The organism is Streptomyces sp. NPDC002817, from assembly GCF_053592055.1.
Genome location: NZ_JBSFUY010000002.1, coordinates 509,969 through 533,242, shown reverse-complemented (window position 1 = coordinate 533,242; position 23,274 = coordinate 509,969). Strand labels below are relative to the sequence as shown.

The following is a 23,274-nucleotide window of genomic DNA, read 5'->3' as shown; positions in this document are numbered from 1 at the left end:
GTACGTCCCCGCACACGGTACGGGACCGGTGCGGGGACGTACGTACGACTGGCTAAGGCTTAGCCCTGCCGGGGTCAGCCCTTGAAGCGGGGGAACGCCGAGCGGCCGGCGTACACCGCGGCGTCGTCGAGGATCTCCTCGATGCGCAGCAGCTGGTTGTACTTGGCGACGCGGTCCGAGCGGGCCGGGGCGCCGGTCTTGATCTGACCGCAGTTCACCGCGACGGCGAGGTCGGCGATGGTGACGTCCTCGGTCTCGCCGGAGCGGTGGGACATCATGCACTTGAAGCCGTTGCGCTGGGCCATCTCGACGGCGTCCAGGGTCTCGGTCAGCGAGCCGATCTGGTTCACCTTGACGAGCAGGGCGTTCGCGGAGCCCTCCTCGATGCCGCGGGCCAGGCGCTCGGGGTTGGTGACGAACAGGTCGTCGCCGACGATCTGGACCTTGTCACCGATCTTCGCGGTGATGGTGTTCCAGCCGGCCCAGTCGTCCTCGTACAGCGGGTCCTCGATGGAGACGAGCGGGTACGCGGAGACGAGCTCCTCGTAGTACTCGGTCATCTCGGCGGCCGAGCGGGACTTGCCCTCGAACTCGTACTTGCCGTCCTTGTAGAACTCGGACGCGGCGACGTCGAGCGCGAGCGCGATCTGCTCGCCGGGGACGTAACCGGCCTGCTTGATGGCCTCGATGATGAGGTCGAGGGCGGCGCGGTTGGACTCCAGGTTCGGGGCGAAGCCGCCCTCGTCGCCGAGGCCGGTGGACAGGCCCTTGGTCTTCAGCACCTTCTTGAGGGTGTGGTAGACCTCGGCGCCCCAGCGCAGCGCCTCGGAGAAGGACTCCGCGCCGATCGGGGCGATCATGAACTCCTGGATGTCCACGTTGGAGTCGGCGTGCGAGCCGCCGTTCAGGATGTTCATCATCGGAACGGGCAGCAGGTGCGCGTTCGGGCCGCCCAGGTAGCGGAAGAGCGGGAGGTCGCTGGCCTCGGAGGCGGCGTGGGCGACGGCGAGGGAGACGCCGAGGATGGCGTTGGCGCCGAGCGAGCCCTTGTTGTCGGTGGCGTCCAGGTCGAACATGGCCTGGTCGATCAGGCGCTGCTCGGTGGCGTCGTAGCCGACGAGCTCCGGGCCGATCTGCTCGATGACGGCGAGGACGGCCTTCTCGACACCCTTGCCCAGGTAGCGGTTGGGGTCACCGTCGCGGAGCTCGATGGCCTCGAAGGCACCCGTGGAGGCGCCGGACGGAACGGCGGCACGACCCGTGCTGCCGTCGTCGAGGCCGACCTCGACCTCGACCGTGGGGTTGCCTCGGGAGTCCAGGATTTCCCGGGCTACGACGACGTCGATGGACGGCACGAGCATCTCCTTCTTGGGATGTGACACGGTCCGCCGGGACCGCGGTGTGTTCTGCGAGACGAGCCTAACCGGCTCCGGGCGATCGGCCACCGTGCGGACCGCCCCGTGGACAGAACCGAGAGTAAATTGTTTCCGAACGGAACAAAGACGCTTTCGGAAACCTGGCAGAAACCGGCGCAGAAAAAAGCCCCGCCCCGGTGCGTACGGGGGAACACGCACCGGAGCGGGGAGCCCGTGGGGACGGGGGGACCCTCACGAGGCCTTCAGTATGAGGACCACGGATGTGAGGGCACTGTGGTTCAGCTGGGTCCTGCTTGAGTGCCGCGGCCCTTACTTGAGGTGCAGCTGCTGACCCGGGTAGATGAAGTCGGCGTCGCTGATGATGTCCTTGTTCAGCTTGAACAGCTTCTGCCAGCCGCCCTTGACGTCGTGCTCCTCGGCGATGGAGCTGAGGGTGTCACCCTTGACGACCTTGTACTCGCCGTCGCCCTTCTTGACCTTCTTGCCGGTCGGGGTGGTGACGGTCTTCTTGGCTGCCGGGCGCTCGGAGGAGCGGGAGGCCTGCTGCTCGGAGGAGCGGGTGCTGCTGTCGGAGCCGCTGTCGCTGGAAGAGCCGCTGCCCGACGAGCCGCTGCCGTTGTAGCTCGCGCTGGACAGGCCGACGCCGCAGGACGGCCAGGCACCCTTGCCCTGGCCCGCGAGGACCTTCTCGGCGATCTCGATCTGCTGCGCCTTGGTGGCCTGGTTGGCCTGCGCGGCGTACGACGTGCCGCCGTACGCGGCCCAGGTGGAGGCGGAGAACTGCAGACCGCCGTAGTAGCCGTTGCCGGTACTGATGGCCCAGTTGCCGCCCGACTCGCACTGGGCGACGGCGTCCCACTCGGAGGCGGTGGCGGCGGAGGCGTTGCCGGCCGCCATCAGCGGGGCGGCTATGGCGACACCGGTGACGCCGGCGAGCGCGGCGGCGCGGGTGGCCTTGGACGGACGACGATGCTTGCCCTTACCGGAAAACAGCATGGTGGATCCCCTCACCGACGCCTGCGAGGTGAGCTGTCGGGTTCGGGCCGGTTGAGTTGCCCGGCCGCGCATCTCTCGATGCGCGGCTTCACCCCAAGCCGGACCAGCGTGAACCGCTGGGCCCGGCACTTACCTTGGGTCCCCCGCTCCTGCCTACGGCGCTTGACGCGACGACTGTTCCCGTACGGCCGCTGGCAGGATTCGGCGTTGCGGCAGCCGGGGCTCGCGGTGACGAGCGGTGTTGACCGTAGACAGGGAATCCGGGGAATTTCAAAGACGATCAGGGCTTCTGAGACTCATCCCACACTTTCACCAAACCGGACATTTGATGTGAAGTGTGGCGCGAACTCCCGGCATTTCTCTGGGGTTTTCGCCCTATTCGCTACCGAGTACGAGGGTCTGACCGGGCTCGATACTGCTCGGGTCGGCGCCGATGACCTGCCTGTTCTCGGTGTAGAGCCGGCGCCATCCGCCGTCGACGTCAAGGGAGTCGGCGATGGAGGCGAGCGTGTCGCCGACGCGGACGGTGTACGAGCCCTCGTCGGCGCTCGCGCCGCGGTGCCGACCGGTGCTCTCCTTGGTGGCGGAGAGGGCGCCGGTGTCGACGAGAGCCGAAGAGCCGCCTTCTTGCCAGGAGTTGTCCGATTCATCACTCTTTGCCGGTGCCGTGGATGGACTGTCGGACGGCTGTGAGTTTCCGGCACCGGGGTCAGAGGTGTCCGACTTGGAAGAGTTGTCCGCTTCGGTGGACGCCGAGGGTGAGGAGGTCGGGTCGGCGGAGGACTCGGTCGACGAGTCGGACGATCCGGAGGAGTTGGACAGCCCGGATGAGGCGGACGAATCGGATGATTCGGATGAACCCGACTCTTCGGATGCCGACGGGGTGCCGCTCTCGACGCCGGTGTCGACGTCTTCCGAAGCCGAGTCCTTACTCAGCCCGTTCAGCAGACCGCAGGTGCCCCAGACGCCGACGCCCTGGTCCGCGAGGACCTTCTCGGCGACGGCTATCTGCTGGTTGCGGCTGGCGAGGTCGGGGCTCGTGGCGTAGTCGAGGCCGCCGTACTTCTCCCAGTTCTCCTGGGACAGCTTCAGCCCGCCGTAGTAGCCGTCGCCCTTGTTCGCGCTCCAGGAACCGTCGGTCTCGCACTTGGCGACCTGGTCCCAGGTGTTCCCGTCGGCCGCGCTCGCGCCGGTGGCGCCGAGAAGCGGGATCGCGATGGCGGAGCCGGTCACTCCGGCCGCGACGAGGAGTGCCGGAGCCTGGCGGGGGCGACGGTGACGACCGTTCCCGGTGAGCATGCGGAGGCCTTTCGCGAGACAACAGTGACCGGCGCGGCGGGTGGAGACAGTCGCCGCGCTGATGCGTGAACGTATCGGCAGTCGAACACTTGTCACAAGTTAATGCCGCGTAGATCACGTGAAGATCACAGACTTGAGGGCGTGTCATGTTTGGCCGGTTCCAGCACAACTCCCGCTGTGACACGCAGTGATGGGACGAGGAGTTCACGCCGGACCGGTGAGCTCTGCCCCCAGGAGTTCAAGTGGCTCATGAGGACGGACCAGAAGCCCTTCTTGAACCAGGCGTTCTGTCGGTCCTTGGCAAGCGCCCACGGGCCGAAGCGTGCGGGAAGCCCGTCCCAGAGGCAGCCCGTACGGAGTCGGTGCAGAATCCCGTTCACCTGCGTCCGGACGTCCACCGCGCCGCGCGCGAACCGGCGACGCCGGAAGTAGGCCGTCATCAGTTCCTCGACGACAGGCCAGGCCTGCTCCGGTACCTCGGCAGGGACGGGCGTCCCGGTCCTCTCATGCCGCTGCGTCACCCTGCACTTGACCCCGGAACGCTTCCGCACCTCTCCGAGCGGCTTCACCGTGATGTCCAGAAGGCCGATCACTCCCCCCTGCCTTGCGCTCCGCACGTCTTCTGAGAGTTGGCGCACCGCGGCGTCCTCCACCGACTGGTCGAGGCCGGGAACAGCGGCCAGTTCGGTCATCGCGCGTGTCGCGGCCCCTTCGACCCGTGCGTACCGGCGGCCGCGCACACTCCCTGCGGCTGCGGATACGGTCATCACGTGAACGCCTCGAACACCGGCCCCGAACTCTTCACCTGGGAGTTCGCTTCCGACCCGTACCCGGCTTACGCCTGGCTGCGCGAGCACTCCCCCGTCCACTGGACGAAACTCCCCAGCGGCGTCGAGGCGTGGCTGGTGACCCGCTATGCCGATGCGCGCCAAGCGCTCGCGGACCAGCGCCTCTCGAAGAACCCCGACCACCATGCGGGGGACGCTCAGGGCAAGAGCCGGACCGGTATCCCCGGCGAACGCAGCGCCAATCTCATGACGCATCTGCTCAACATCGACCCTCCGGACCACACCCGGCTGCGCCGTCTCGTCTCCAAGGCGTTCACCCCGCGTCGGGTGGCCGAATTCGAGCCGCGGGTGCAGGAGTTGACGGACGATCTCATCGACCGGTTCGCACCCCAGGGCCAGGCCGACCTCATCCACGACTTCGCCTTCCCCCTGCCGATCTACGCGATCTGCGATCTGCTCGGCGTCCCTCGCGAGGACCAGGACGACTTCCGCGACTGGGCGGGCATGATGATCCGGCACGGAGGGGGCCCACGAGGTGGTGTCGCCCGCTCCGTCAAGAAGATCCGCGGCTACCTCGCCGAGCTCATCCACCGCAAGCGCAGCGACCTCGGCGACGACCTGATCTCGGACCTCATCCGAGCCTCAGACCATGGCGAGCACCTCACCGAGAACGAAGCTGCCGCGATGTGCTTCGTGCTTTTGTTCGCAGGTTTCGAGACCACCATCAACCTCATCGGCAACGGCACGTACGCGCTCCTGCGCAACCCCGACCAGCGCGCCCGGCTCCAGGATTCGATCGAGCGCGGCGAGACCGAGCTCCTCGACACCGGTGTCGAGGAGCTACTCCGCTACGACGGCCCCGTGGAGCTGGCCACCTGGCGCTACGCCACCGAGCCCCTCGTCATCGGCGGGCAGCCCATCGCCGTCGGCGACCCGGTGCTGGTCGTGCTTGCCGCCGCGGACCGCGACCCGGCCCGGTTCGCCGCTCCGGACTCGCTCGACCTGTCCCGCGGTGACAACCAGCACCTCGGGTACGGCCACGGCATCCACTACTGCCTCGGTGCGCCCCTGGCCCGCCTCGAGGGCCGTACGGCCCTGGAGACCCTGCTGCGCCGCCTGCCGGATCTCGAGCTCGCCGCCGACCCCGCCGACCTGCGCTGGCGAGGCGGACTCATCATGCGTGGACTTCGTGACCTCCCCGTACGGTTCACCCCCGTCCGAGCCGACCATCCGCCCGTCTGATCTCGTCCCGGCGACCTAGCCGCCGTTTCCCTCCGCCTCCAGCACCGCGTCCCGGTACGCCCGTGCCGCGCTCCGCAGTGCCGCCTCCGGATCCACGCCCGCCGCCTCGGCGCTCACCGCCATGGCGAGCAGTTCGTACCCCATGCCCTCGCCCGTCGGCAGCGAGACCTCCAGGCCTGCCGTACGGGCACGCGACGCCAGCTTGGCGGCGAGCGCCAGGCCCGGCTGGCCGAGGGGGATGCCGTCCGTCACCGATTCACGTTGTTTCTCTATGGCCTTCGTGCGCAGCCAGTGCTCCTTCACCTCCTCGGGGGTCGTCGCGGTCTCGTCGCCGAAGACGTGGGGGTGGCGGTGGATGAGCTTGGTGACGATGCCGCCCGCCACGTCGTCGACGGAGAAGGGGGTGTCCGGGTCCTCCTCCGCGATGCGGGCGTGGAAGACGACCTGGAGGAGGACGTCGCCGAGTTCCTCGCGGAGTTCGTCGCGGTCGCCCTCCTCGATGGCCTCGACGAGTTCGTAGGCCTCCTCGATGCCGTACTTCGCGAGGCCCTTGTGGGTCTGCTGGGAGGACCAGGGGCACTCGGCGCGGATGCGGTCCATGACCTGGACGAGGTCGAGGAGGCGGGCGCCCGGGAGGTCGTAGGAGGCGGGGAGGAGCTCCAGGTCGGGCATGGACACGCGGCCCGAGCCGGCGAGGCGGGCGAGGCCGTCGGTGAGCTGGGGCTCGCCCTCACCCGTCGCGACCACGACCACGGTGTGGCCGCCCGCGCACGCCTCGACCAGTTCCTCCGCGGTCGGGGATGCCTCGTCGACCTGTATCCCTGCCTCGCGCAGATACGGCAGCTGCGGGTGCGCACCGTCCGCGCAGAGCACACGGCCGGCGTCGTGCAGCGCCTGCCAGGCGGGCCAGGACAGCAGGCCGGGGGCGACACGGTGGCTGGTGGTCAGCAGGACGATGCGGCCGGGGGCGGCGGCCGGGGCGGATTCGGGGCTGGTGGTGTTCACAGCTCGAAGCTAACCCACACCGCCGACAGAGCCGATCACTTGTCCACAGGCCCGGGGTGGGGTGGGATCGTACGGCCGGCGATGGCGTTACGCCGTCTCCTGTGTCCCCGTCGCCGTGACCTCCCGGACCCAGGGCGTCTTCGCGTCGACGCGGCTGCTCTTCGCGTCGTCCCAGGTGCCGTAGCGGGGGTTGAGGTCGATGTCGAGTTTCTTGGACGCCTTGGCCAGGGCCTCCCAGAAGTCGGCCTTGCCGGTGTCGGTGCCGAGGACGGCGGCGAGTTTCTGGGCCTCGAGCTGGAGGCGGAGGTTCTCGTCGAGACGCTCGGGGGCGATGCCGTAGCGCTGGAGCCAGGCCGTCTCCAGGGCCTTGGCGCCGCCGGCCTGCTGTTCCAGGCCGGTGCGCATGTCCTGGATCTCCTTGCGCGTGACCGTCACCCCGGCGTCCTGCGCCGCGCGGTGCAGGACCTGGTCGAGGACCATGCTGTGCAGGGTGTCCCGGCTGAGGGTGCCGGTCTTGGCGATGGCCTGCGCGTACTGCGCCTCGTCCGGCACCGCGGCGCGCTGTGCCTCGCGCACCTCGTTCACCCTGGTCTCCAGCTGGGCGACGGTGATCCGCTGGCCGCCGACTACGGCTGCCGCACCGGGATGCGCGTCGTTTCCGCATGCGGTGAGGAGGGGCGCCGCGACGATCGCGGCGGAGAGGAGGAGCGCGGTGCGACGGCGGCGGTGCAAGGAAGCCTCCCGAGGAGATTGTGCGACGGTGCACAAAGTCTTGCGGTGATCGATGTTAGGCAGTGGACAAGCTCTGGCCAACCCATTCGACCAACGATTCACCAGGACTTCGGGCACCGACGCACTCTGGCGGGGACGCTGAGCGGGTCGGGCGAGGTCGGCTGGGGTTCGGCGGCTCGTCGCGGCACGTGCGGCGGCGTACTCAGCCGCGTACCTGCCCCAGCCACTCCAGGGTGCGTCGGACCTCCACCGCGAGGGGGTGGCCGGGGCCGTGCAGGCGTTCCACGTCGTGCACGAGGCGGGCCAGTGTGTCGTGGGCGGCGGCGCGGTCGCCGAGGGCGAGCAGGAGGTGGCCGATGCGGCGGCGGACGTCGTGGGCGAGCTCGGGGTCGCCGGCCACGTACTGGTTCTCGTAGTACGGCAGCAGCGCACGGTACTCGGCCAGCGCCGCAGCGGGTTCGCCGAGCTGTTCCAGGCACTGGGCGGCCTCGTAGCGGAAGCGCAGCGACTGGGTGTCGGCCTGGCCGGCCTCGGCGGCGCGTTCGTCGGCGAGGCGGCGCAGTTCGGGCAGCGCGCGCCGGTACTGACCGTCGTCCATGAGCGTGGCGGCGTACTGCTTGCGCAGGGTGCGTACGACCGGGGAGTGCTCGCCGTGCTGTTCCGCCGCCGCGGGCAGGATCGCGCCGAGGATGTCGACGGCCTGGGTGATGCGGCCTTCGCCGAGGAGGCGCTTGACCTCGTCGACGGCGCGGGCGACGTCGGGTTTCTCGGCGGGGGGCGCGTGCGGCGTGGCGGGCGCCGGCTGGGGCGCGGGGGTGCGGGCGCGGTCCGGCCAGGGGGCGTGCGGGCGAAGGAAGGGGCGCGTGGGGTCGAGGGGTGCCCCTGTGGGGGTCCCGCGCGCGGGCAGGAGCAGCGACAGGTGTTCGTACACCTCCTGCGCGCTGGCGGGCCGGTGCTGCGGGTCCTTGGCGAGCAGGCGCAGGACGAGCGCCTCGAGCGCCTCGGGGACTTCGGGGCGCAGACGGCGCACGGGGAGCGGGGGCTCGTAGAGGTGGCGGTGCAGCACGCCGAGCGCCGTGGAGCCGGAGAACGGGACGTCGCCGCTGAGGAGTTCGTGGAGCAGTACGCCGAGTGCGTACAGGTCGGTGTAGGGGCCGACCGCGCCGCCCATGGCCTGCTCGGGCGCCATGTAGGCGGGCGAGCCGATGGGGGTGCCGGTGTGGGTGAGGCGGGTGGTGTCGGCGTCCATGACGGAGGCGACGCCGAGGTCGAGGACGGTGACGGTACCGTCCTGCTTCACCATCACGTTGCGCGGCTTGAGGTCGCGGTGGACGATCGGTACGGCGTGCACGGCGCTCAGCACGGCGCAGAGTTGCGCGGCGACCGCGACGGCCCACTGCCAGGGGTAGGGGTCGTGCTCGGCGAGGTGGTCGGAGAGGTCCGCGCCGTCGACGTACTGCATGACGAGGAACAGCTCCTCGCCCTCGCTGCCCGCGTCGTGCACGGTGACGAGTCCGGGGTGGTCGACCTGTGCGGTCACCCGGCATTCGCGTACGAACCGGCGGCGCAGCTCGTCGGCCTCCTGCCCGGCCACCTTGTCGGGGCGCAGCAGTTTCACCGCCACGCGCCGGTCGAGCCGTTGGTCGTAGGCCGTCCAGACCTGTCCCATGCCGCCCTGTCCGATGAGCGTGGACAGTTCATAGCGGCCTGCGACGACACGTCCCGTCGTCACGGTCACCTTCCGCCCTCATAGCCGCCGTTGGGGTTCCCGTCCTGCCGGCGCAGGTAGTCGCTCAGTTCGTCGAGCTCTGCGCGCACCTGGTCGATGCGGGCGGGCGCGGGGCGCTGGGGCGGCTGCGCGGGGGGCACGGGTGCGTGGGGCACCGCGTCGCGGGGTGCGGGCGGGGGCGGCAGCGGGCTCTGCGGGATCGGCGCGGGCGTCTGCGGCTGGGTCGTCGCGGTGTACGGGGACTGGGGCTGCGGGTAGCCGTACACCGGTGCCGGGGCGGGCTGCGGGCCGTACGCCGCGTAGCGGAGCTGGTGGAAGTGGCGGATGTCCGCGGAGAGGTAGTACGAGATCGCGGCGATGAGTGTGCCCAGGAGCAGGATCAGGCCGGTCCAGCCGCCCGCGGTGTGGATCTCCTCGCCGCCCTCGATGCCGAGCAGCACCAGTCCGGTGACGATCGCGACGAACGAGGCCACGAACAGGACCCAGTCGAGCCCCCTGCGCGTCACGAGCGCCAGACGCAGCAGCATCGCCCAGGCCAGCAGGCCGACGCTGAAGATCCCGAGCACCACGAACAGCACGCGCAGGAAGACCAGCAACGCCGGATGGGGCGGCTGCTTCACCGGCTGCGTGTAGCCGTGGCCATGCATGACAGCTCCTGGTGCCTGAGGTGGGCATACGTGGGCGGCCGACGCCCGGCAACCCCGTTCCTGCGATTGTCGCTTCGAGCGTATAGGCCGACAACGACATGCGGTCCAGGGTTGTACCGAACCGTTGTCGTGCTGATCACGTCGTACGGCGGCGCAGGTCACGGCGGAGGCGGCCGGAGGGTCGGATTCCGCAACTGTCGGGCGCCACCGGGACGTCAGTCGGGTGCGACCGTGCCGTCGGTGAGGCCGTCGTACATCCCGCGCACGAGCTGGTTCCCGAGCCGGCCCGCGTGCCGTAGCGCCCGCTCGAACTCGTCGAGTGCGCGGAAGCGCGCGCCGTAGCGCCGTTGTTCGTCGAGCGGGAGCCGGGGCAGTTGCAGACGGCGCACGTCCAGGCGGGTCGCGGTGGAGGCGTAGCTGCTGGCCTGCCGGTTGTTGGCGGTGCCGCGCAGGAAGCCGGCGAGGAACCAGGGGTCGAGCGCCGTGGGATCGGGACGCAGGAGTACGAGACTGCGCCCCAGGGCGGCGCCCCCGCTCGCGTCGTCGATCACGCGCGCCATCGAGCCGCCGCCGAGGACCGGCACGACGACGTCGCCCGGCTCGACCAGCACGGCCTCCTCGTCGCTCTCGGGGAGCGAGCCGGAGGGGGCGGTGCCGGCGATGACGTCGTGGTCGGTGAGGACGGGCACGCGCGCGTGGCCGCCGATTCCGCCGGTGCGCATCACCAGGGCGCCCCCGCGCGCGAGTTCGCCGACGGTGGTGAGCGGCCAGCGTGCGGGCTGTGCGGTGTCGGCGGGCGGCGGGGTGAGGTCGGTGGTCAGGCGCAGGGTCTCACCGAGGCGCTCGCGCACGGCCGTGAGCGCCTCCGCGCCGTCGGCCGCTGTCGCGGGCGGGAGGTGGCGGGCCGGGGCGAGGTCCACGTCGTCGTCGAGAAGATCGATGACGGGCAGGGAGCGCGCGAGGCCGGGGCGTTCCTGGAAGGTGCCCGCGCGGTCGAAGGCGCGCCAGGCGTCGAGCACCGCTTCCCGCACGACCCGCCAGTCGGGGCCTCCGCGCCCCTCGGTGGCGAACTGGCCGGTGTCGGCGAGCAGCACCTCGGGCTGGGCCGGCGCCTTCTCGGGGCGGCGCAGCACCCACAGATGGAGCGGGATGTTGTACGGGGGTGCCGCGCCGACCGGCAGGGCGACGACCGCGCGCAGCGCACCCCGGCGCAGCAGGTCGGCGCGGATACGGCGACCCGAGCGGCGGGAGGCGGCGGCGGGCGGCATGAGGAGTACGGCGGTACCGCCGTCCTTGAGGCGGGCGAGCGCGTGCTGCACCCAGGCCAGCTCGGACTCGGTGCGGGCCGGGAAGCCGTACTCCCAGCGGGGGTCGTAGGCGAGTTCGTCATGCCCCCAGTTGCGCTCGTTGAACGGCGGGTGGCACAGGACGGCGTCGGCACGCAGCTCGGGGTGGGCGTCGGCGCGCAAGGTGTCGCCGGTGGCGCCGTGCACGCCGGCGCGGGTGTGCAGGGCGAGCCGGAGTGCGGTCAGGCCGGCTAGCTCGGGGGCGCTGTCCTGGGCGTACAGCTCCTGGTCGGCGCGGGCGGTGACGGCGCGCAGCAGGGCGCCGGTGCCGCAGGCCGGGTCGAGGACGGTGCGGGCGGGGCCCGCGAGGTCGGCCATGAGGCCGGCGAGGTCGGCGGGGGTGAGCGTGTACTGGCGCGGGTTGGCGTCGAGGTGCCGGCCGAGCAGGAACTCGAAGGTCTGTCGGGCGCCCAGCTCCGCCGCGAGTTCGGCGGCCCCGCGCAGCAGGGGGACGGAGGGGAGGAGTTCGGGGCCGAGGGGGGCGTGAACGGCAGCGCGGGGGCTCACTGAGGGTGGGGTGTTCACAACGCCGGGGCTGTTCACGGTGTCCGAGGTGTTCACAGCCGCCGCAGCACCGAACCGTGGTGCCAGTACCTCCTCCAGCACTCCCGGCAGCATCGCGGCCAGACGTGCGTCGGAGCCCGCGCTCGCGTCCAGCCAGACGGTGGGGCGGTCGTGGATGAGCAGCAGGACGCAGCCGGCGTGGGTGAGTGCGGTGACGGGGCCCTCGGGGTGGCCGGAGAGCTGCTGCCAGACGCGTTCACGCAGCGGGACCTCGGCGAGTTTTCCCTGGTCACGCAGCCAGGTCTCGACCTCGGCGAGGGCGAAGGACGGGCTGGTCTCGGTGCCGCCGACCGGCTTGGGGAAGTCGGCGTGGCGGCGGCGCCAGTTGCTCACGGCGGCGCGGCCGACGCCGGCGAGCCGGGCGATCCCGGCGGCGGTCACCTCTGTGGCGTTGTCCTGCACCGGCCCGGCTCCCCTCGTCGTGCTGCGTGGCCCCGCGCGTCCCCGCATCTGTCTGCGCTCCGCGTGTGACGCCGAGCATAGCGGTGTGCGCAAGATCTACCCATTCACGCCCGTGTACTCAAACATTCCGTGAACCGTGTTGACTCGGTTCACACGCTCTGGTCTTATTGACCCAGCGAACGAACGGCAGCCGATCGGCGGCTGTCACCGTGTTGGAGGGGACACAGTCATGGGCATGAAGGGCAAGGTCGCGCTGGGGGCCGTCGTGGGGATCGTCGTCATCGGTGCCGTGTCGGCGAACTCCGGCGACGACAGCAGCGACTCCACCAGCAGCGACAAGGGCTCTTCGGCGTCCGCACAGGCGAAGCCCGGCGGCCAGAAGGAGGCGGCGCAGGCGGCCGAGGAGAAGAAGATCGCGTTCGAGGGGGACGGCGACTTCCAGGTCGGCTCGGACATCAAGCCCGGCACCTACCGCACCACCGGCAACGACGACGGCATGTGCTACTGGGAGCGCGCCAAGGACTCCTCCGGCGAGATGGACTCCCTGCTCGCCAACGACAATGTCACCGGCACCAGTTACGTGACCGTCAAGGCCTCCGACAAGCTCTTCAAGTCGAGCGACTGCAACGACTGGGAGGCCGTCGACACCAAGGCGAAGGGCTCCCCCGCGGCCAGGATGGCCGGCGACGGCGGCATGTTCGCAGTCGGCGCCGACATCGCCCCCGGCACCTACAGGTCCACCGGCAACAAGGACGACATGTGCTACTGGGAGCGCACCAAGGACGCTGAGCACGGCCTCGACTCGATCATCGCGAACGACAACGTGACCGGCTCGGCCGTCGTCACGATCAGCGCCTCGGACACCTACTTCAAGACGTCCGGCTGCACGGACTGGAAGAAGACCGGCTGACGCCGGCCCACCGTACGGCGCGGTCCGGCGGGGCCGACCCACGGCAGTACCCGCCGGACCGCGCTCCCTTTCCGCACGCCGCGCATCTCGCCGCACCCGCTCACCACACCCCGCGACACCACCGAGGAATTCCCATGCGTCGAACCGCACTTGCCGCCCTCTGCCTCACCGCCACGACCGCCCTCGCGCTCACCGGCTGCCAGTCGGACCAGTCCGGCCGGTCCGGGAAGGACAAGGCGGACGGCAAAGCCCGCAGCTCCAGCCCGTCGAGCAGTCCAAGCAAGGCGAAGGAGCCGTTCGCCGGACTGACCGGCGGCGAGATCGCCGACCGGGCCGTCGAGGCCACGACCGGCGCCTCGTCGCTGCGGATGAAGGGGGACGTCCCCGACGACGGGTCCGCGGGCACCATCGAGATCGACATGGCCCTGAACAAGCAGGGCGAATGCGCCGGCACGATGAGCGTGGGCGGCCAGGGCAAGGCCGATCTGATCAAGGTCGGCGACACCGTCTACATGAAGTACGACGAGGCCTTCCTGCGCGCCCAGAGCAAGGGCGAGAAGAAGTCGGACGTGGACGCGGCCGTGGCGCTGCTGGCCGGCAAGTGGACCAAGATGTCCGCGAAGGGCGAGGACGCCAAGGACATCGCGGGCTTCTGCGACCTGGACACGGTGCTCGGCGACGCCGACGACGTGAACTCGGACGCGTCACGCTCCAAGACGACCACCGTGGACGGCACGCCCGCGATCGTGCTGCACGAGCGGGACGGCAAGGAGCGCTACACCCTCTACGTCGCCACCGAGGGCAAGCCGTATCTGCTGCGGGTCGACAGCGCCTCGGCGAGCGACCCGGGCACCCTGACCTTCAGCGAGTACGACAAGCCCGTCCCCGCGCAGAAGCCCAGCGGCGAGATCCTCGACCTCGACGCCCTGGGCGCCTGAACCGCCCTACGGCTGCAACGGATGCCGCATCCACACATTGGGCTCGACATACACCGCGTACCCCCGCTCCGGCTCGCACCGCACCGGCACCAGCGCCCCGGGCACCTCGATGTCGCCCCGGGTGTCGAAGGGCAGCCCCGTCCAGCGGCGCCACTGCTCCAGCGAACCGGCCACCGTCATGGAGGCCGGCGACACGGAGTGGATGGTGGCGCCGGCCCGGGCGTGGACGCGCAGCCAGGGGTCGTGCGGGAGCCCGTCGGGGCGTACCCGGTGGGCGTACTCCTCGATGGGGGTGTGCGGTTCGAGGTGTTTGGCGCTGGGTCGGACGGGGGCGACGACCTCGTTGAAGCCGTGCGCGCGGGCGTTGTCGCGCATCACCGACAGCATGCGGCCGGACAGGCCCTTGCCCTGGGCGTCGGGCCGGACGTTGATGGCGATCGCGCTGACGGTGTCGGGCCGGACGCCGCGGCGCAGGTCGGCGAAGGCCCACAGGAGCACTTCGTCCCAGCCCCGGGCTGGCAGTTCGCCCCGGCCCTCGGTGTCGAGGGCGAAGGGCACGCTGAACCCCGTGGCGACGACCTCGCCCCGCTCGTCCTCGGCGAACAGCACATACGCCGGGAACTCCCTGGCGATCCGGCCGTAGTGTTGGTCACCCACCAGGTCCCTGGTGACGAACTCCGGCCAGCTGTCGGCCATCGCGACCACGCGCCCGTGGTCGTCGGGGCGTTCGGCGAGACTCGACGCCTTCAGTTCCATGCGGTCACGGTAGGCGGGCGGTACCACGGCCGGGAACCGCTTTTCCGGCCCTGACAGCCGGGTCAGCCCCCGCACTGCCGCAGCATCATCTCCTTGTCGGCCTTCGTCACAGGGAGCTCGTACTTCAGCGAGACCTGTGCGAAGCGCACCACGTACGAGCAGCGGATCTGCTTGTTCGGGGGCAGCCAGGACGCGGGGCCCGAGTCGCTCTTGGAGCCGTTGGTCGGGCCGTCCACCGGTATGAGGTTGAGCGGGTCGTTGGCGATGTCCTCGCGCTTGCCCTTGTCCCAGCGCGAGGCACCCATCTGCCAGTCGTACGACAGCGGCATCACATGGTCGATCTGGACCGCCGTGGCACGGGACTTGACCCAGTCGAGCTCCTTGCCGGTGTAGGGGTCGGCCAGGGTCATGGAGACGACGACGCAGTCCGAACCGGAGCGGAAGCGGATGTCCTCGCCGTCCCTCTGGAGGAGGTCGTTGCGGGTGTCGCAGCCGTTGCGGGAGAAGGGGATGCCGCCGGGCGCGGAGTCCATCCAGGCGTAGCCGAACTCGTCCCGGTCGTAGCCCGTCTTGGGGCCGCGGCCCTTGGTCTCCACCTTCTCGATCAGGGCGCGCGCCTTGGCTCTGTCGGCGTCCGCGGTGATGGCCGCGAGGCCGGGCTCGGTGCCGTCCGGGTTGTCCAGCGGGCTCACCGCGCGGCCCGAGCTCACGGCCGGGCCGGAGCCGGAGGGCTCACTGTCCGCGGGCAGTTCCACGCCCTCGCAACCGGCGAGCAGTACGACCATGCCGAGCATCGCCGCGGCGCTCGCCGCCCCACCCCTCAGACGCGTCACGGTGCGTCCCTCCCCTTGTTCTCTTGGTCCACCCCGCACGAGCGATCGTGCCTGCTCTCACGGTACTGGCCGAGAGGTCCAGGCCATATAGGGCTTCAAGGGGCATACATCCCAACTCGGGCGTATCGTCATTGCTGAGTCACCTCCGGAAGGAGCTCTGGATGGGCATCCTCGACAGGTTCAAGAGCAACCGCACGGCGCAGGACAAGGCCAAGAACATGTCCGACGCGGCGGAGCGGAAGGTCAACGAGAAGACGGGCAACAAGTACGAGAGCCAGGTCGACGACGGGCAGCAGAAGATCGAAGGCGCGATGGGCATGGATCGCGACAGGCCCGAACAGCCGTAAGGCCAGCAGACCCCACGGAGGAGCACGAGATCCCTGCCGGGCGCACCGCCCGGGCGGTCGGGATCCCCTGAACCACCTTGCAACCGAGGCCGTCCACGGAGAACACGACTCCCGCGGACGGCCTCGCGTTTGCGGGCGACCCTCACCGCTCCCCCAGGAACACGACCTTGCCCAGCCCGGCGTCGAACTTCAGGAACGGATGACCACAGGCACCCTCGGGGTCCATGAACACCGACTTGCCGAGCCGCCGGCCCACCGTCCGCAGGAAGTCGCAGAACAGGTCCAGCCGCTCCTGTCCCTGCAACTCCCGCAGGTCCATGTCGAAGTCGATCTCCTCGTCCGCGAGGAAGCGGAAGATCGCGAGCATGTCCTCCGCCGGTCGGACCCGGAGTTGGGGGCACTCCGCGTCCAGCGGCCGGGTCAGTACGTCCGCGGCTCGCGGCAGCGGAAGCTCGGTCGCGCCCTCCATGTACTCGTGGTTCCAGCCGCGTTCCACGACGAGGTCGAGGAGCGCCTGCCAGTCGTCGGCCGAGGTGTGCGGGACGCGGAGGTCCGGCAGCGTCCCCGTCGCGTCCGGGTCGAAGCACTCCTTGACGTCGTCCCACAGCAGATCGGGCATGCCGTCATGCTGTCGCGAGCCCACGCCGGACGCAGGCGGTTTCCCAGCGGCCCGTGCCTCCCCGGTCTCCGTTCAGCGTGACCTTGCGAGGAACCCCGGGCCTTTAGCCCGGGAGGAATCGCATCCCAGGACTGCGACGCGGAGCGTGGCCGAGTCGTGCCACCGGGCGCGGAGCGCCCGGAATGCCGTCGGCGGAGCCGAACAAGGCCGTGAAGCGAACGCGCGGTCAAGGGATCACCCGGTCAAGCGGAATACCTACGCGCGTAGTCGGCGGGCTTGTCCGGGTGGTTGGGGTCGTGTTCATGAAGCTGGTGGTGCGGGTGAAGCTGCTGCCAACGCCCCTACAGGCGGAAGCACTTGAGGCGACTCTGTACGCCTGCAACGAGGCCGCCACATGGGCCGCCCAGGTTGCGTTCGAGGAAAAAGAGCGCAGGCCGCCCAGCACGCGATCAAGAAGACCTGCGACGCCTACACCACCATGAAGGCCAATCCGCGGGGCGGCCGCTACGGGCTGCCCGGCTCCAAACGCCACACCCGCGTCCTGGGCAAGCCGGTCGCCTTCCGGCCGGATGCCGCCCAGCCCTACGACGACCGGATGCTGTCCTGGCAGCACGAGCGGCGCACGGTCTCGATCTGGACCACCGGCGGCCGGATGAAGGACCTCGCCTTCACCGGACAGGCCGAGCAGCTGGCCGTACTGGCCGCGCGACGCAGGGGCGAGTCCGACCTGGTGTGCCAGGACGGCGCCTGGTTCCTCATCGCGACCTGCGAGATCGACGAGAAGGCGCTGAACGTGGACCCGCCCTCCTTTCTGGGGGTCGACCTGGGCATCGTGAACATCGCGGTGACCTCCGACGGTGCACGCCACTGCGGACGCAAGACCAACCGGAGGCGTGAGCACGACCGGACGCTGCGCGCCAAACTGCAGAAGAAGAACACGAAGTCCGCGAAGCGGCGGGCGAAGAAGTACGCGGGCCGCGAGGCTCGCCGCACCAAGGACATCAACCAGCCCGGCCGTTCACGACCGGTGCAGTTGACACCTTGCCTATCCCCAGCGTCGTCTCCGAAGGCAGCAGCCCCGAGGACAGCACCGCCACCCAGAAGTCGCCGAGGAGTTCGACGAGACGGTCGATGTCGGCCTGGTCGAGTGACCGCCAGGGGGCGGTGGCGAGTTGGTCGGTGTGCTGCTCGACCTGGTGGCGCAGGGCGCGGCCGGCCTCTGTTGCCGTGCCGTCCTCGTCGACGACGCCTCGGGTGGTCAGGCGTTCGCGTGCGGCCGACCACTCCTCGTCGCTCCAGCCGCGGCTCTCGAAGCGTTCGACGGACGCGGCGCCGATCCCCGCGAAGGAGACGAGCGACTCGACCGGGTCGAGGCCGGCGATGAGCAGGGCGGCGAGATGGCCGTCGCCGCGGTGCTCGCGCAGGATCGTCGCCGCATGCCACAGCTGGAGGTGCGGGATGGTGGGCCACTCCAGCTCGGCGTTGGCCGCGGCGAGGGGGCGGCCCGCACTGTTCACCGCTTCGGCGGCCCGGCGGGCGAGGGCTGCGGCCTCCGCCAGTTCGGGGCTGTCGACGCGCTCGCCGAATATCTCTCGGTACGCCCGGTCGACGCCTCGCAGCCGCGCCGCCAGCACCGCCTCGGGGCTCGCGACACTCCACGCGCAGTCGATGTGCTCGGCGACCATACGAGGGCTGAAGCTGTAAAAGGCGGAGGTCACCCGCTCGGCGCCCACCACGCCCAACGGGGCCGCGCGGAGAGGGAAGTAGCTCGGCCAGCGCTCCTTGGTGTCGAAGCCGAGCGCCGCGGACTCCTCGAAGACCTCCGGCGCGTAGTACACCACCGCGTGCAGGGGTTCCAGCAGGTGCCAGAGCTGGCGCACGCGGGCCGGGGCGACGCCGGCGGTGACCGTACTGGTCTCGCTCTCGTGCTGCGACATGGCATGACTCCTCGTCGTATCCAAGTGCTTCGAACCCGCTCCACAACTTGTCACTGACAAGATTGCCCGAACCCCACCAACTTGTCAATGCCTAGATTGGGCGTACGCTGCTGTCCATGGCATCCGCGGACACCCCGAAGCCGGCCTCGCGCCGCTCCTACCACCACGGCGATCTGCGCCGCGCCGTCCTCACCGCCGCGCTGGACGTCATCGCCGCCGACGGCCCGTCCGCGCTGAGCCTGCGCGACCTCGCCCGCCGGGCCGGGGTGTCGCACGCGGCCCCCGCCCATCACTTCGGGGACCGCACCGGCCTGCTCACGGCGATCGCGGCGGAGGGGTTCGGACTGCTGGCGACCGCGCTGCGGGAGGCGCCGGACCTCAAGGAGGCGGGCGTCCACTATGTGCGCTTCGCGCGTGAGCACCCGGCGCACTTCCAGGTGATGTTCTCGCCGGGACTGCTGCGCGCCGACGACCTCGAGCTGACCACCGCCCGCACCCTCGCCGGCGACGCCCTGCGCGAGGCCGTGTCCGGGGTGGACCCCGAGGGCGTCGAGCCGCGCCTCGCGGGCGTCGCGGCCTGGTCCCTCGCGCACGGCTTCGCCACGCTGCTGCTCGGACACAACCTGGACGGGCCGGTGGAGGGCAGGGACCCGGAGGAGGTCTTCCGGACATTGGCGGGGATGCTGTTCCGGGCCATGTGAGCGGGTGCTGTTCCCGGCCACGTGAGCGGGTTCGTCAGGAAGGCGGCAGTGGTCGCGGCTGATGCAGCAGCCGCTTCTCACTCCCGCCCCCGACAACCATTCCGGCAGCCGGCTCCGGCACGGCGCCGGACACCGGCAGGCTACGACCCCAGGATCGACGCCAGGAACTCCCCGACCCAGCCCAGCAGTTCCCGCCCGACCAACGGCTTGCCGCCCACCTTCGCCGTCTTCGGCCGCGGCACCAGCAACTGATGCGCCGCCGGCTTGATGACGGTCCCGGGGTACAGCCGCTTGACCCGCAGCTCCTGCGACTCGCGCAACTCCACGGGTGCGAAGCGGATGTTGGTGCCCTGGAGGACGATCTCGCCGACGCCGCACGCGCGTGCCAGCATGCGAAGGCCTGCCACCAGGAGCAGGTTCTCCACCGGTTCCGGCAACTTGCCGTAGCGGTCGACGAGTTCTTCCCGTACGGCCTTGATGTCGTCCTCGGTGTTGGCCGAGGCGATCGAGCGGTAGGCCTGGAGGCGGAGCCGCTCGCCCGGGGCGTAGTCGTGCGGGACGTGGGCGTCGACCGGGAGCTCGATCTTGACCTCGAGGGCCGGCTCCTCCTCGACACCGCCCTCCAAGGAGGCCCGGTAGTCGGCCACCGCCTCGCCGACCATGCGGACGTACAGGTCGAAGCCGACGCCCGCGATATGGCCGGACTGTTCGCCGCCGAGCAGGTTTCCGGCGCCTCGGATCTCCAGGTCCTTCATCGCCACGTACATGCCCGCGCCCATCTCCGTGTGCTGGGCGATGGTCGCCAGACGCTCGTGGGCCGTCTCCGTCAGGGGCTTCTCCGGGGGGTACAGGAAGTACGCGTAACCGCGCTCCCGGCCTCGGCCCACCCGGCCGCGCAGCTGGTGCAGCTGCGACAGACCGAAGTTGTCTCCCCGCTCCACGATCAGCGTGTTCGCGTTCGAGATGTCGATGCCCGACTCCACGATCGTCGTCGACACGAGCACGTCGAACTTCTTCTCCCAGAAGTCGACCACCACCTGCTCCAGCGCCGTCTCCGACATCTGGCCGTGCGCCGTCGCGATCCGGGCCTCCGGCACGATCTCGCGCAGACGGGCGGCCGCGCGGTCGATGGACTCGACCCTGTTGTGGATGTAGAAGACCTGGCCCTCGCGCAGCAGTTCACGGCGGATCGCCGCGCCGATCTGCTTCTCCTCGTACGGGCCGACGAAGGTCAGCACCGGGTGGCGCTCCTCCGGCGGGGTCGTGATCGTCGACATCTCGCGGATGCCGGTGACCGCCATCTCCAGGGTCCTGGGGATCGGGGTCGCGGACATCGTCAGTACGTCGACGTTGGCGCGCAGCTTCTTCAGCTGCTCCTTGTGCTCGACGCCGAAGCGCTGCTCCTCGTCGACGATGACCAGGCCCAGGTCCTTGAACTTGGTCTCGGACGAGAACAGCCGGTGGGTGCCGATGACGACGTCCACCGAGCCCTCGCGCAAGCCCTCGAGGACCGCCTTCGCCTCGGTGTCCGTCTGGAAGCGGCTGAGCGCCCGCACGTTCACCGGGAACTGCGAGTAACGCTCGGAGAAGGTGCCGAAGTGCTGCTGCACCAACAGGGTCGTCGGTACGAGGACCGCGACCTGCTTGCCGTCCTGCACCGCCTTGAACGCGGCCCGGACCGCGATCTCCGTCTTGCCGTAGCCGACGTCGCCGCAGATCAGACGGTCCATCGGGACCGACTTCTCCATGTCCTCCTTGACCTCGGCGATGGTCGTCAGCTGGTCCGGGGTCTCGACGTACGGGAACGCGTCCTCCAGCTCGCGCTGCCACGGGGTGTCCGGGCCGAAGGTGTGCCCGGGCGCCGCCATGCGCGCGCTGTAGAGCTTGATGAGGTCGGCCGCGATCTCCTTGACGGCCTTCTTCGCGCGGGCCTTCGTCTTCGTCCAGTCGGCGCCGCCCAGCCGGTGCAGGGTCGGGGACTCGCCACCCACGTACTTGGTGATCTGCTCCAGCTGGTCGGTCGGGATGTAGAGGCGGTCACCGGGCTGGCCGCGCTTGGCGGGGGCGTACTCGACGACGAGGTACTCGCGCGTGGCGCTCTGCACGGTGCGCTGCACCATCTCGATGTAGCGGCCCACGCCGTGCTGCTCGTGGACGATGTAGTCGCCCGCCTCCAGGCTCAGCGGGTCGATCGTCTTGCGGCGCCGGGCGGGCATCCGGGCGCCGTCCTTGCCGGCCGCCTTCTGGCCGGTCAGGTCGGTCTCGGTGAGCACGGCGAGCTTCAACGACGGGTCGACGAAGCCGTAGTCGATCGAGCCGCACGCCACGTGCACGACGGACGGGGCGATCGCCCCCAGCTCCGCCTCCAGGCGCGCCGCGATGCCCTCGCCGCCCAGCACCTCGACCGTACGGGCCGCCGGGCCGTGCGCCTCGGTCACGAAGACCGTGCGCCAGCCGTCGGCGAGCCAGCCCTTGGTGTCGGCGAGGGCCTTCGCGGTGTCGCCGCGGTAGGTCTCGGGGGCGTGCATGGCGAGCTTGAGGGTGTCCGCCTCCAGCTCGAGATCCGCCGCGAACGGCGACACCGACCACCACATCATGTCCAGCTCGCGCGCCCGGTCCCGGACGTCCGCGATCGACCACAGGGAGGCCGCGCCGACGTCGATCGGCGCCTCGCCGCCGCCCGCCGTGGCCGCCCAGGAAGCCTGGAGGAACTCCTGCGACGTCGCCACGAGGTCCGCGGCACGCGTGCGTACCCGCTCCGGATCGCATACGACGGCCATGGCGCCCTTCGGCAGTACGTCGACCAGGAGCTCCATGTCGTCGACGAGAACCGGCGCGAGGGACTCCATGCCCTCCACGGCGATCCCCTCGGCGATCTTGCCGAGCAGTTCGCCCAGCTCCGGGTGCTGTTCGGCGAGGGCACGTGCACGCGCGCGTACGTCGTCGGTGAGGAGCAGCTCGCGGCAGGGCGGGGCCCACAGGCCGTGCTCGGCGACCTCGAGGGAGCGCTGGTCGGCGACCTTGAAGTAGCGGATCTCCTCTACGTCGTCGCCCCAGAACTCGATGCGGAGCGGGTGTTCCTCCGTGGGCGGGAAGACGTCCAGGATGCCGCCTCGTACGGCGAACTCGCCGCGCTTCTCCACGAGTTCCACGCGCGCGTAGGCGGCGGCGCCGAGGGCGTCGACGACGGCGTTGAGGTCGGCGGTCCGTCCCGTGCGCAGCGCTACGGGTTCGAGGTCGCCGAGGCCCTTGACCTGCGGTTGCAGCACGGAGCGCACCGGGGCCACGACCACGGACACCGGGCCGGTCTCGGGGTCGTCCGGGCGGGGGTGGGCCAGGCGGCGCAGGACGGCGAGACGGCGGCCGACGGTGTCGCTGCGGGGGCTGAGGCGTTCGTGCGGGAGGGTCTCCCACGAGGGGTACTCGACGACGCCCTCCTGCGGGAGCAGGGAGCGCAGGGCCGCGGCCAGGTCCTCGGCCTCGCGGCCGGTCGCCGTCACGGCGAGTACGGTGCGGCCGGCTTCTCGGGCGAGTGCGGCGATGGCGAAGGGGCGGGCTGCCGGGGGGCCGACCAGGTCGACGTGCATGCGGTTGCCGTCTGCGGCCGCGGTGATGGCTTCCGTGAGGGCGGTGTCCTTGACGACGGCGTCGAGCAGACCGTGCAGGCTCATTCGGGGCGGCTTTCGTCCGAGGGTGGGCAACGCGAATCGCCCGACGCGGTGACCGGCCGGGGGGTATCCAGCGTACGTCGCTGCGGTCGCGGGTGCCGGGGCTGTGGATAACGCCGGTTCTCTTCGCACCCTGCGTCCCCGCCGACGTCCGGCTGTTTTCGCCCTCGCCGCCCCTGCCCGTCCCCTCCTCCAGAGGCTGCCGCCCCTTCAACCCCGCCCCTGAGGGCTCCGCCCCCAGACCCCCATCGGCCCCGAAAGGGCCTCGTCCTCAAACGCCGGACGGGCTGAGACCAGCGGGCCGGCCCTTGAGGGGTGCGGCTCCGCACGGGGTGGGTGGGGGATCGGGACGGCAAACCCTCGCCCACAACACACCCGACAGACCAAGACCGACGCACCAGCACTTGAGAAGTGCGGCTCCGCACGGGCGGGCGGGGGA

General features: G+C 70.5%; 19 protein-coding genes and 1 riboswitch. Of the genes, 5 read left to right on the top strand and 14 right to left on the bottom strand.

Annotated features, from left to right (window positions below; all coding sequences use genetic code 11):
- Positions 1-74 precede the first annotated feature (74 nt).
- From eno to ACWD3I_RS05420, 4 genes are all read right to left on the bottom strand, one after another.
- On the bottom strand, positions 75-1,355 hold the full coding sequence (gene eno / locus ACWD3I_RS05435) for a phosphopyruvate hydratase (protein WP_266891431.1): 1,281 nt from the start codon (positions 1,353-1,355) through the stop codon (positions 75-77).
- Positions 1,356-1,685: 330 nt separating this feature from the next.
- Complete coding sequence (locus ACWD3I_RS05430) at positions 1,686-2,372, bottom strand: transglycosylase family protein (RefSeq protein ID WP_365397438.1); 687 nt, start codon at positions 2,370-2,372, stop codon at positions 1,686-1,688.
- 3 nt (positions 2,373-2,375) lie between these two features.
- Positions 2,376-2,543, bottom strand: a riboswitch (cyclic di-AMP (ydaO/yuaA leader).
- Between the two features lie 204 nt (positions 2,544-2,747).
- A complete protein-coding gene (locus tag ACWD3I_RS05425; RefSeq protein ID WP_365397441.1) occupies positions 2,748-3,671 on the bottom strand; it encodes a transglycosylase family protein in 924 nt (307 codons plus the stop codon).
- A 125-nt stretch (positions 3,672-3,796) separates the two neighbouring features.
- Entirely contained in the window at positions 3,797-4,438 is a 642-nt protein-coding gene (locus ACWD3I_RS05420; RefSeq protein ID WP_365397444.1) for a transposase, read from the bottom strand.
- A gap of 3 nt (positions 4,439-4,441) precedes the next feature.
- Between ACWD3I_RS05420 and ACWD3I_RS05415 the strand changes: the two genes are divergently transcribed.
- Positions 4,442-5,701, top strand: a complete 1,260-nt coding sequence (locus ACWD3I_RS05415) for a cytochrome P450 family protein (protein ID WP_365397447.1) — start codon at positions 4,442-4,444, stop codon at positions 5,699-5,701.
- A gap of 15 nt (positions 5,702-5,716) precedes the next feature.
- Here ACWD3I_RS05415 and ACWD3I_RS05410 read toward each other — a convergent pair whose 3' ends face one another.
- From ACWD3I_RS05410 to ACWD3I_RS05390, 5 genes are all read right to left on the bottom strand, one after another.
- Positions 5,717-6,706, bottom strand: a complete 990-nt coding sequence (locus ACWD3I_RS05410) for a nucleoside triphosphate pyrophosphohydrolase (protein WP_365397450.1) — start codon at positions 6,704-6,706, stop codon at positions 5,717-5,719.
- Between the two features lie 87 nt (positions 6,707-6,793).
- On the bottom strand, positions 6,794-7,438 hold the full coding sequence (locus ACWD3I_RS05405; protein ID WP_365397453.1) for a SurA N-terminal domain-containing protein: 645 nt from the start codon (positions 7,436-7,438) through the stop codon (positions 6,794-6,796).
- 202 nt (positions 7,439-7,640) lie between these two features.
- Complete coding sequence (locus ACWD3I_RS05400) at positions 7,641-9,134, bottom strand: serine/threonine-protein kinase (protein WP_266899534.1); 1,494 nt, start codon at positions 9,132-9,134, stop codon at positions 7,641-7,643.
- A 38-nt stretch (positions 9,135-9,172) separates the two neighbouring features.
- Positions 9,173-9,814: a hypothetical protein gene (locus ACWD3I_RS05395; protein ID WP_365397456.1), complete on the bottom strand. Its 642-nt coding sequence runs from the start codon at positions 9,812-9,814 to the stop codon at positions 9,173-9,175.
- Between the two features lie 215 nt (positions 9,815-10,029).
- The gene (locus tag ACWD3I_RS05390) at positions 10,030-12,126 is read right to left on the bottom strand and encodes an N-6 DNA methylase (protein WP_365397459.1); all 2,097 of its coding nucleotides are present in this window, start codon (positions 12,124-12,126) and stop codon (positions 10,030-10,032) included.
- A 229-nt stretch (positions 12,127-12,355) separates the two neighbouring features.
- On the opposite strand from ACWD3I_RS05390, the gene ACWD3I_RS05385 reads away from it, so the two are divergent.
- Both ACWD3I_RS05385 and ACWD3I_RS05380 read left to right on the top strand, forming a co-directional pair.
- The gene (locus ACWD3I_RS05385; RefSeq protein WP_365397462.1) at positions 12,356-13,036 is read left to right on the top strand and encodes a hypothetical protein; all 681 of its coding nucleotides are present in this window, start codon (positions 12,356-12,358) and stop codon (positions 13,034-13,036) included.
- 134 nt (positions 13,037-13,170) lie between these two features.
- Positions 13,171-13,974, top strand: a complete 804-nt coding sequence (locus tag ACWD3I_RS05380; protein WP_365397465.1) for a LolA-like protein — start codon at positions 13,171-13,173, stop codon at positions 13,972-13,974.
- A gap of 6 nt (positions 13,975-13,980) precedes the next feature.
- On the opposite strand, the gene ACWD3I_RS05375 is transcribed toward ACWD3I_RS05380, so the two are convergent.
- On the bottom strand, positions 13,981-14,730 hold the full coding sequence (locus ACWD3I_RS05375) for an N-acetyltransferase (RefSeq protein ID WP_365397468.1): 750 nt from the start codon (positions 14,728-14,730) through the stop codon (positions 13,981-13,983).
- 62 nt (positions 14,731-14,792) lie between these two features.
- Positions 14,793-15,563, bottom strand: coding sequence for an HNH endonuclease family protein (locus tag ACWD3I_RS05370; protein ID WP_365397471.1), 771 nt, complete (start codon positions 15,561-15,563; stop codon positions 14,793-14,795).
- Positions 15,564-15,724: 161 nt separating this feature from the next.
- Here ACWD3I_RS05370 and ACWD3I_RS05365 point away from each other — a divergent pair, with 161 nt between their 5' ends.
- The gene (locus ACWD3I_RS05365; RefSeq protein ID WP_365397474.1) at positions 15,725-15,910 is read left to right on the top strand and encodes an antitoxin; all 186 of its coding nucleotides are present in this window, start codon (positions 15,725-15,727) and stop codon (positions 15,908-15,910) included.
- A 142-nt stretch (positions 15,911-16,052) separates the two neighbouring features.
- Here ACWD3I_RS05365 and ACWD3I_RS05360 read toward each other — a convergent pair whose 3' ends face one another.
- Complete coding sequence (locus ACWD3I_RS05360; protein WP_365397477.1) at positions 16,053-16,529, bottom strand: hypothetical protein; 477 nt, start codon at positions 16,527-16,529, stop codon at positions 16,053-16,055.
- A gap of 1,001 nt (positions 16,530-17,530) precedes the next feature.
- The gene (locus tag ACWD3I_RS05355; protein WP_365397479.1) at positions 17,531-18,466 is read right to left on the bottom strand and encodes an SCO6745 family protein; all 936 of its coding nucleotides are present in this window, start codon (positions 18,464-18,466) and stop codon (positions 17,531-17,533) included.
- Positions 18,467-18,582: 116 nt separating this feature from the next.
- Between ACWD3I_RS05355 and ACWD3I_RS05350 the strand changes: the two genes are divergently transcribed.
- Complete coding sequence (locus ACWD3I_RS05350) at positions 18,583-19,167, top strand: TetR/AcrR family transcriptional regulator (RefSeq protein ID WP_365397482.1); 585 nt, start codon at positions 18,583-18,585, stop codon at positions 19,165-19,167.
- 140 nt (positions 19,168-19,307) lie between these two features.
- On the opposite strand, the gene mfd is transcribed toward ACWD3I_RS05350, so the two are convergent.
- Complete coding sequence (gene mfd, locus ACWD3I_RS05345) at positions 19,308-22,838, bottom strand: transcription-repair coupling factor (RefSeq protein WP_365397485.1); 3,531 nt, start codon at positions 22,836-22,838, stop codon at positions 19,308-19,310.
- Between the last annotated feature and the right edge of the window lie 436 nt (positions 22,839-23,274).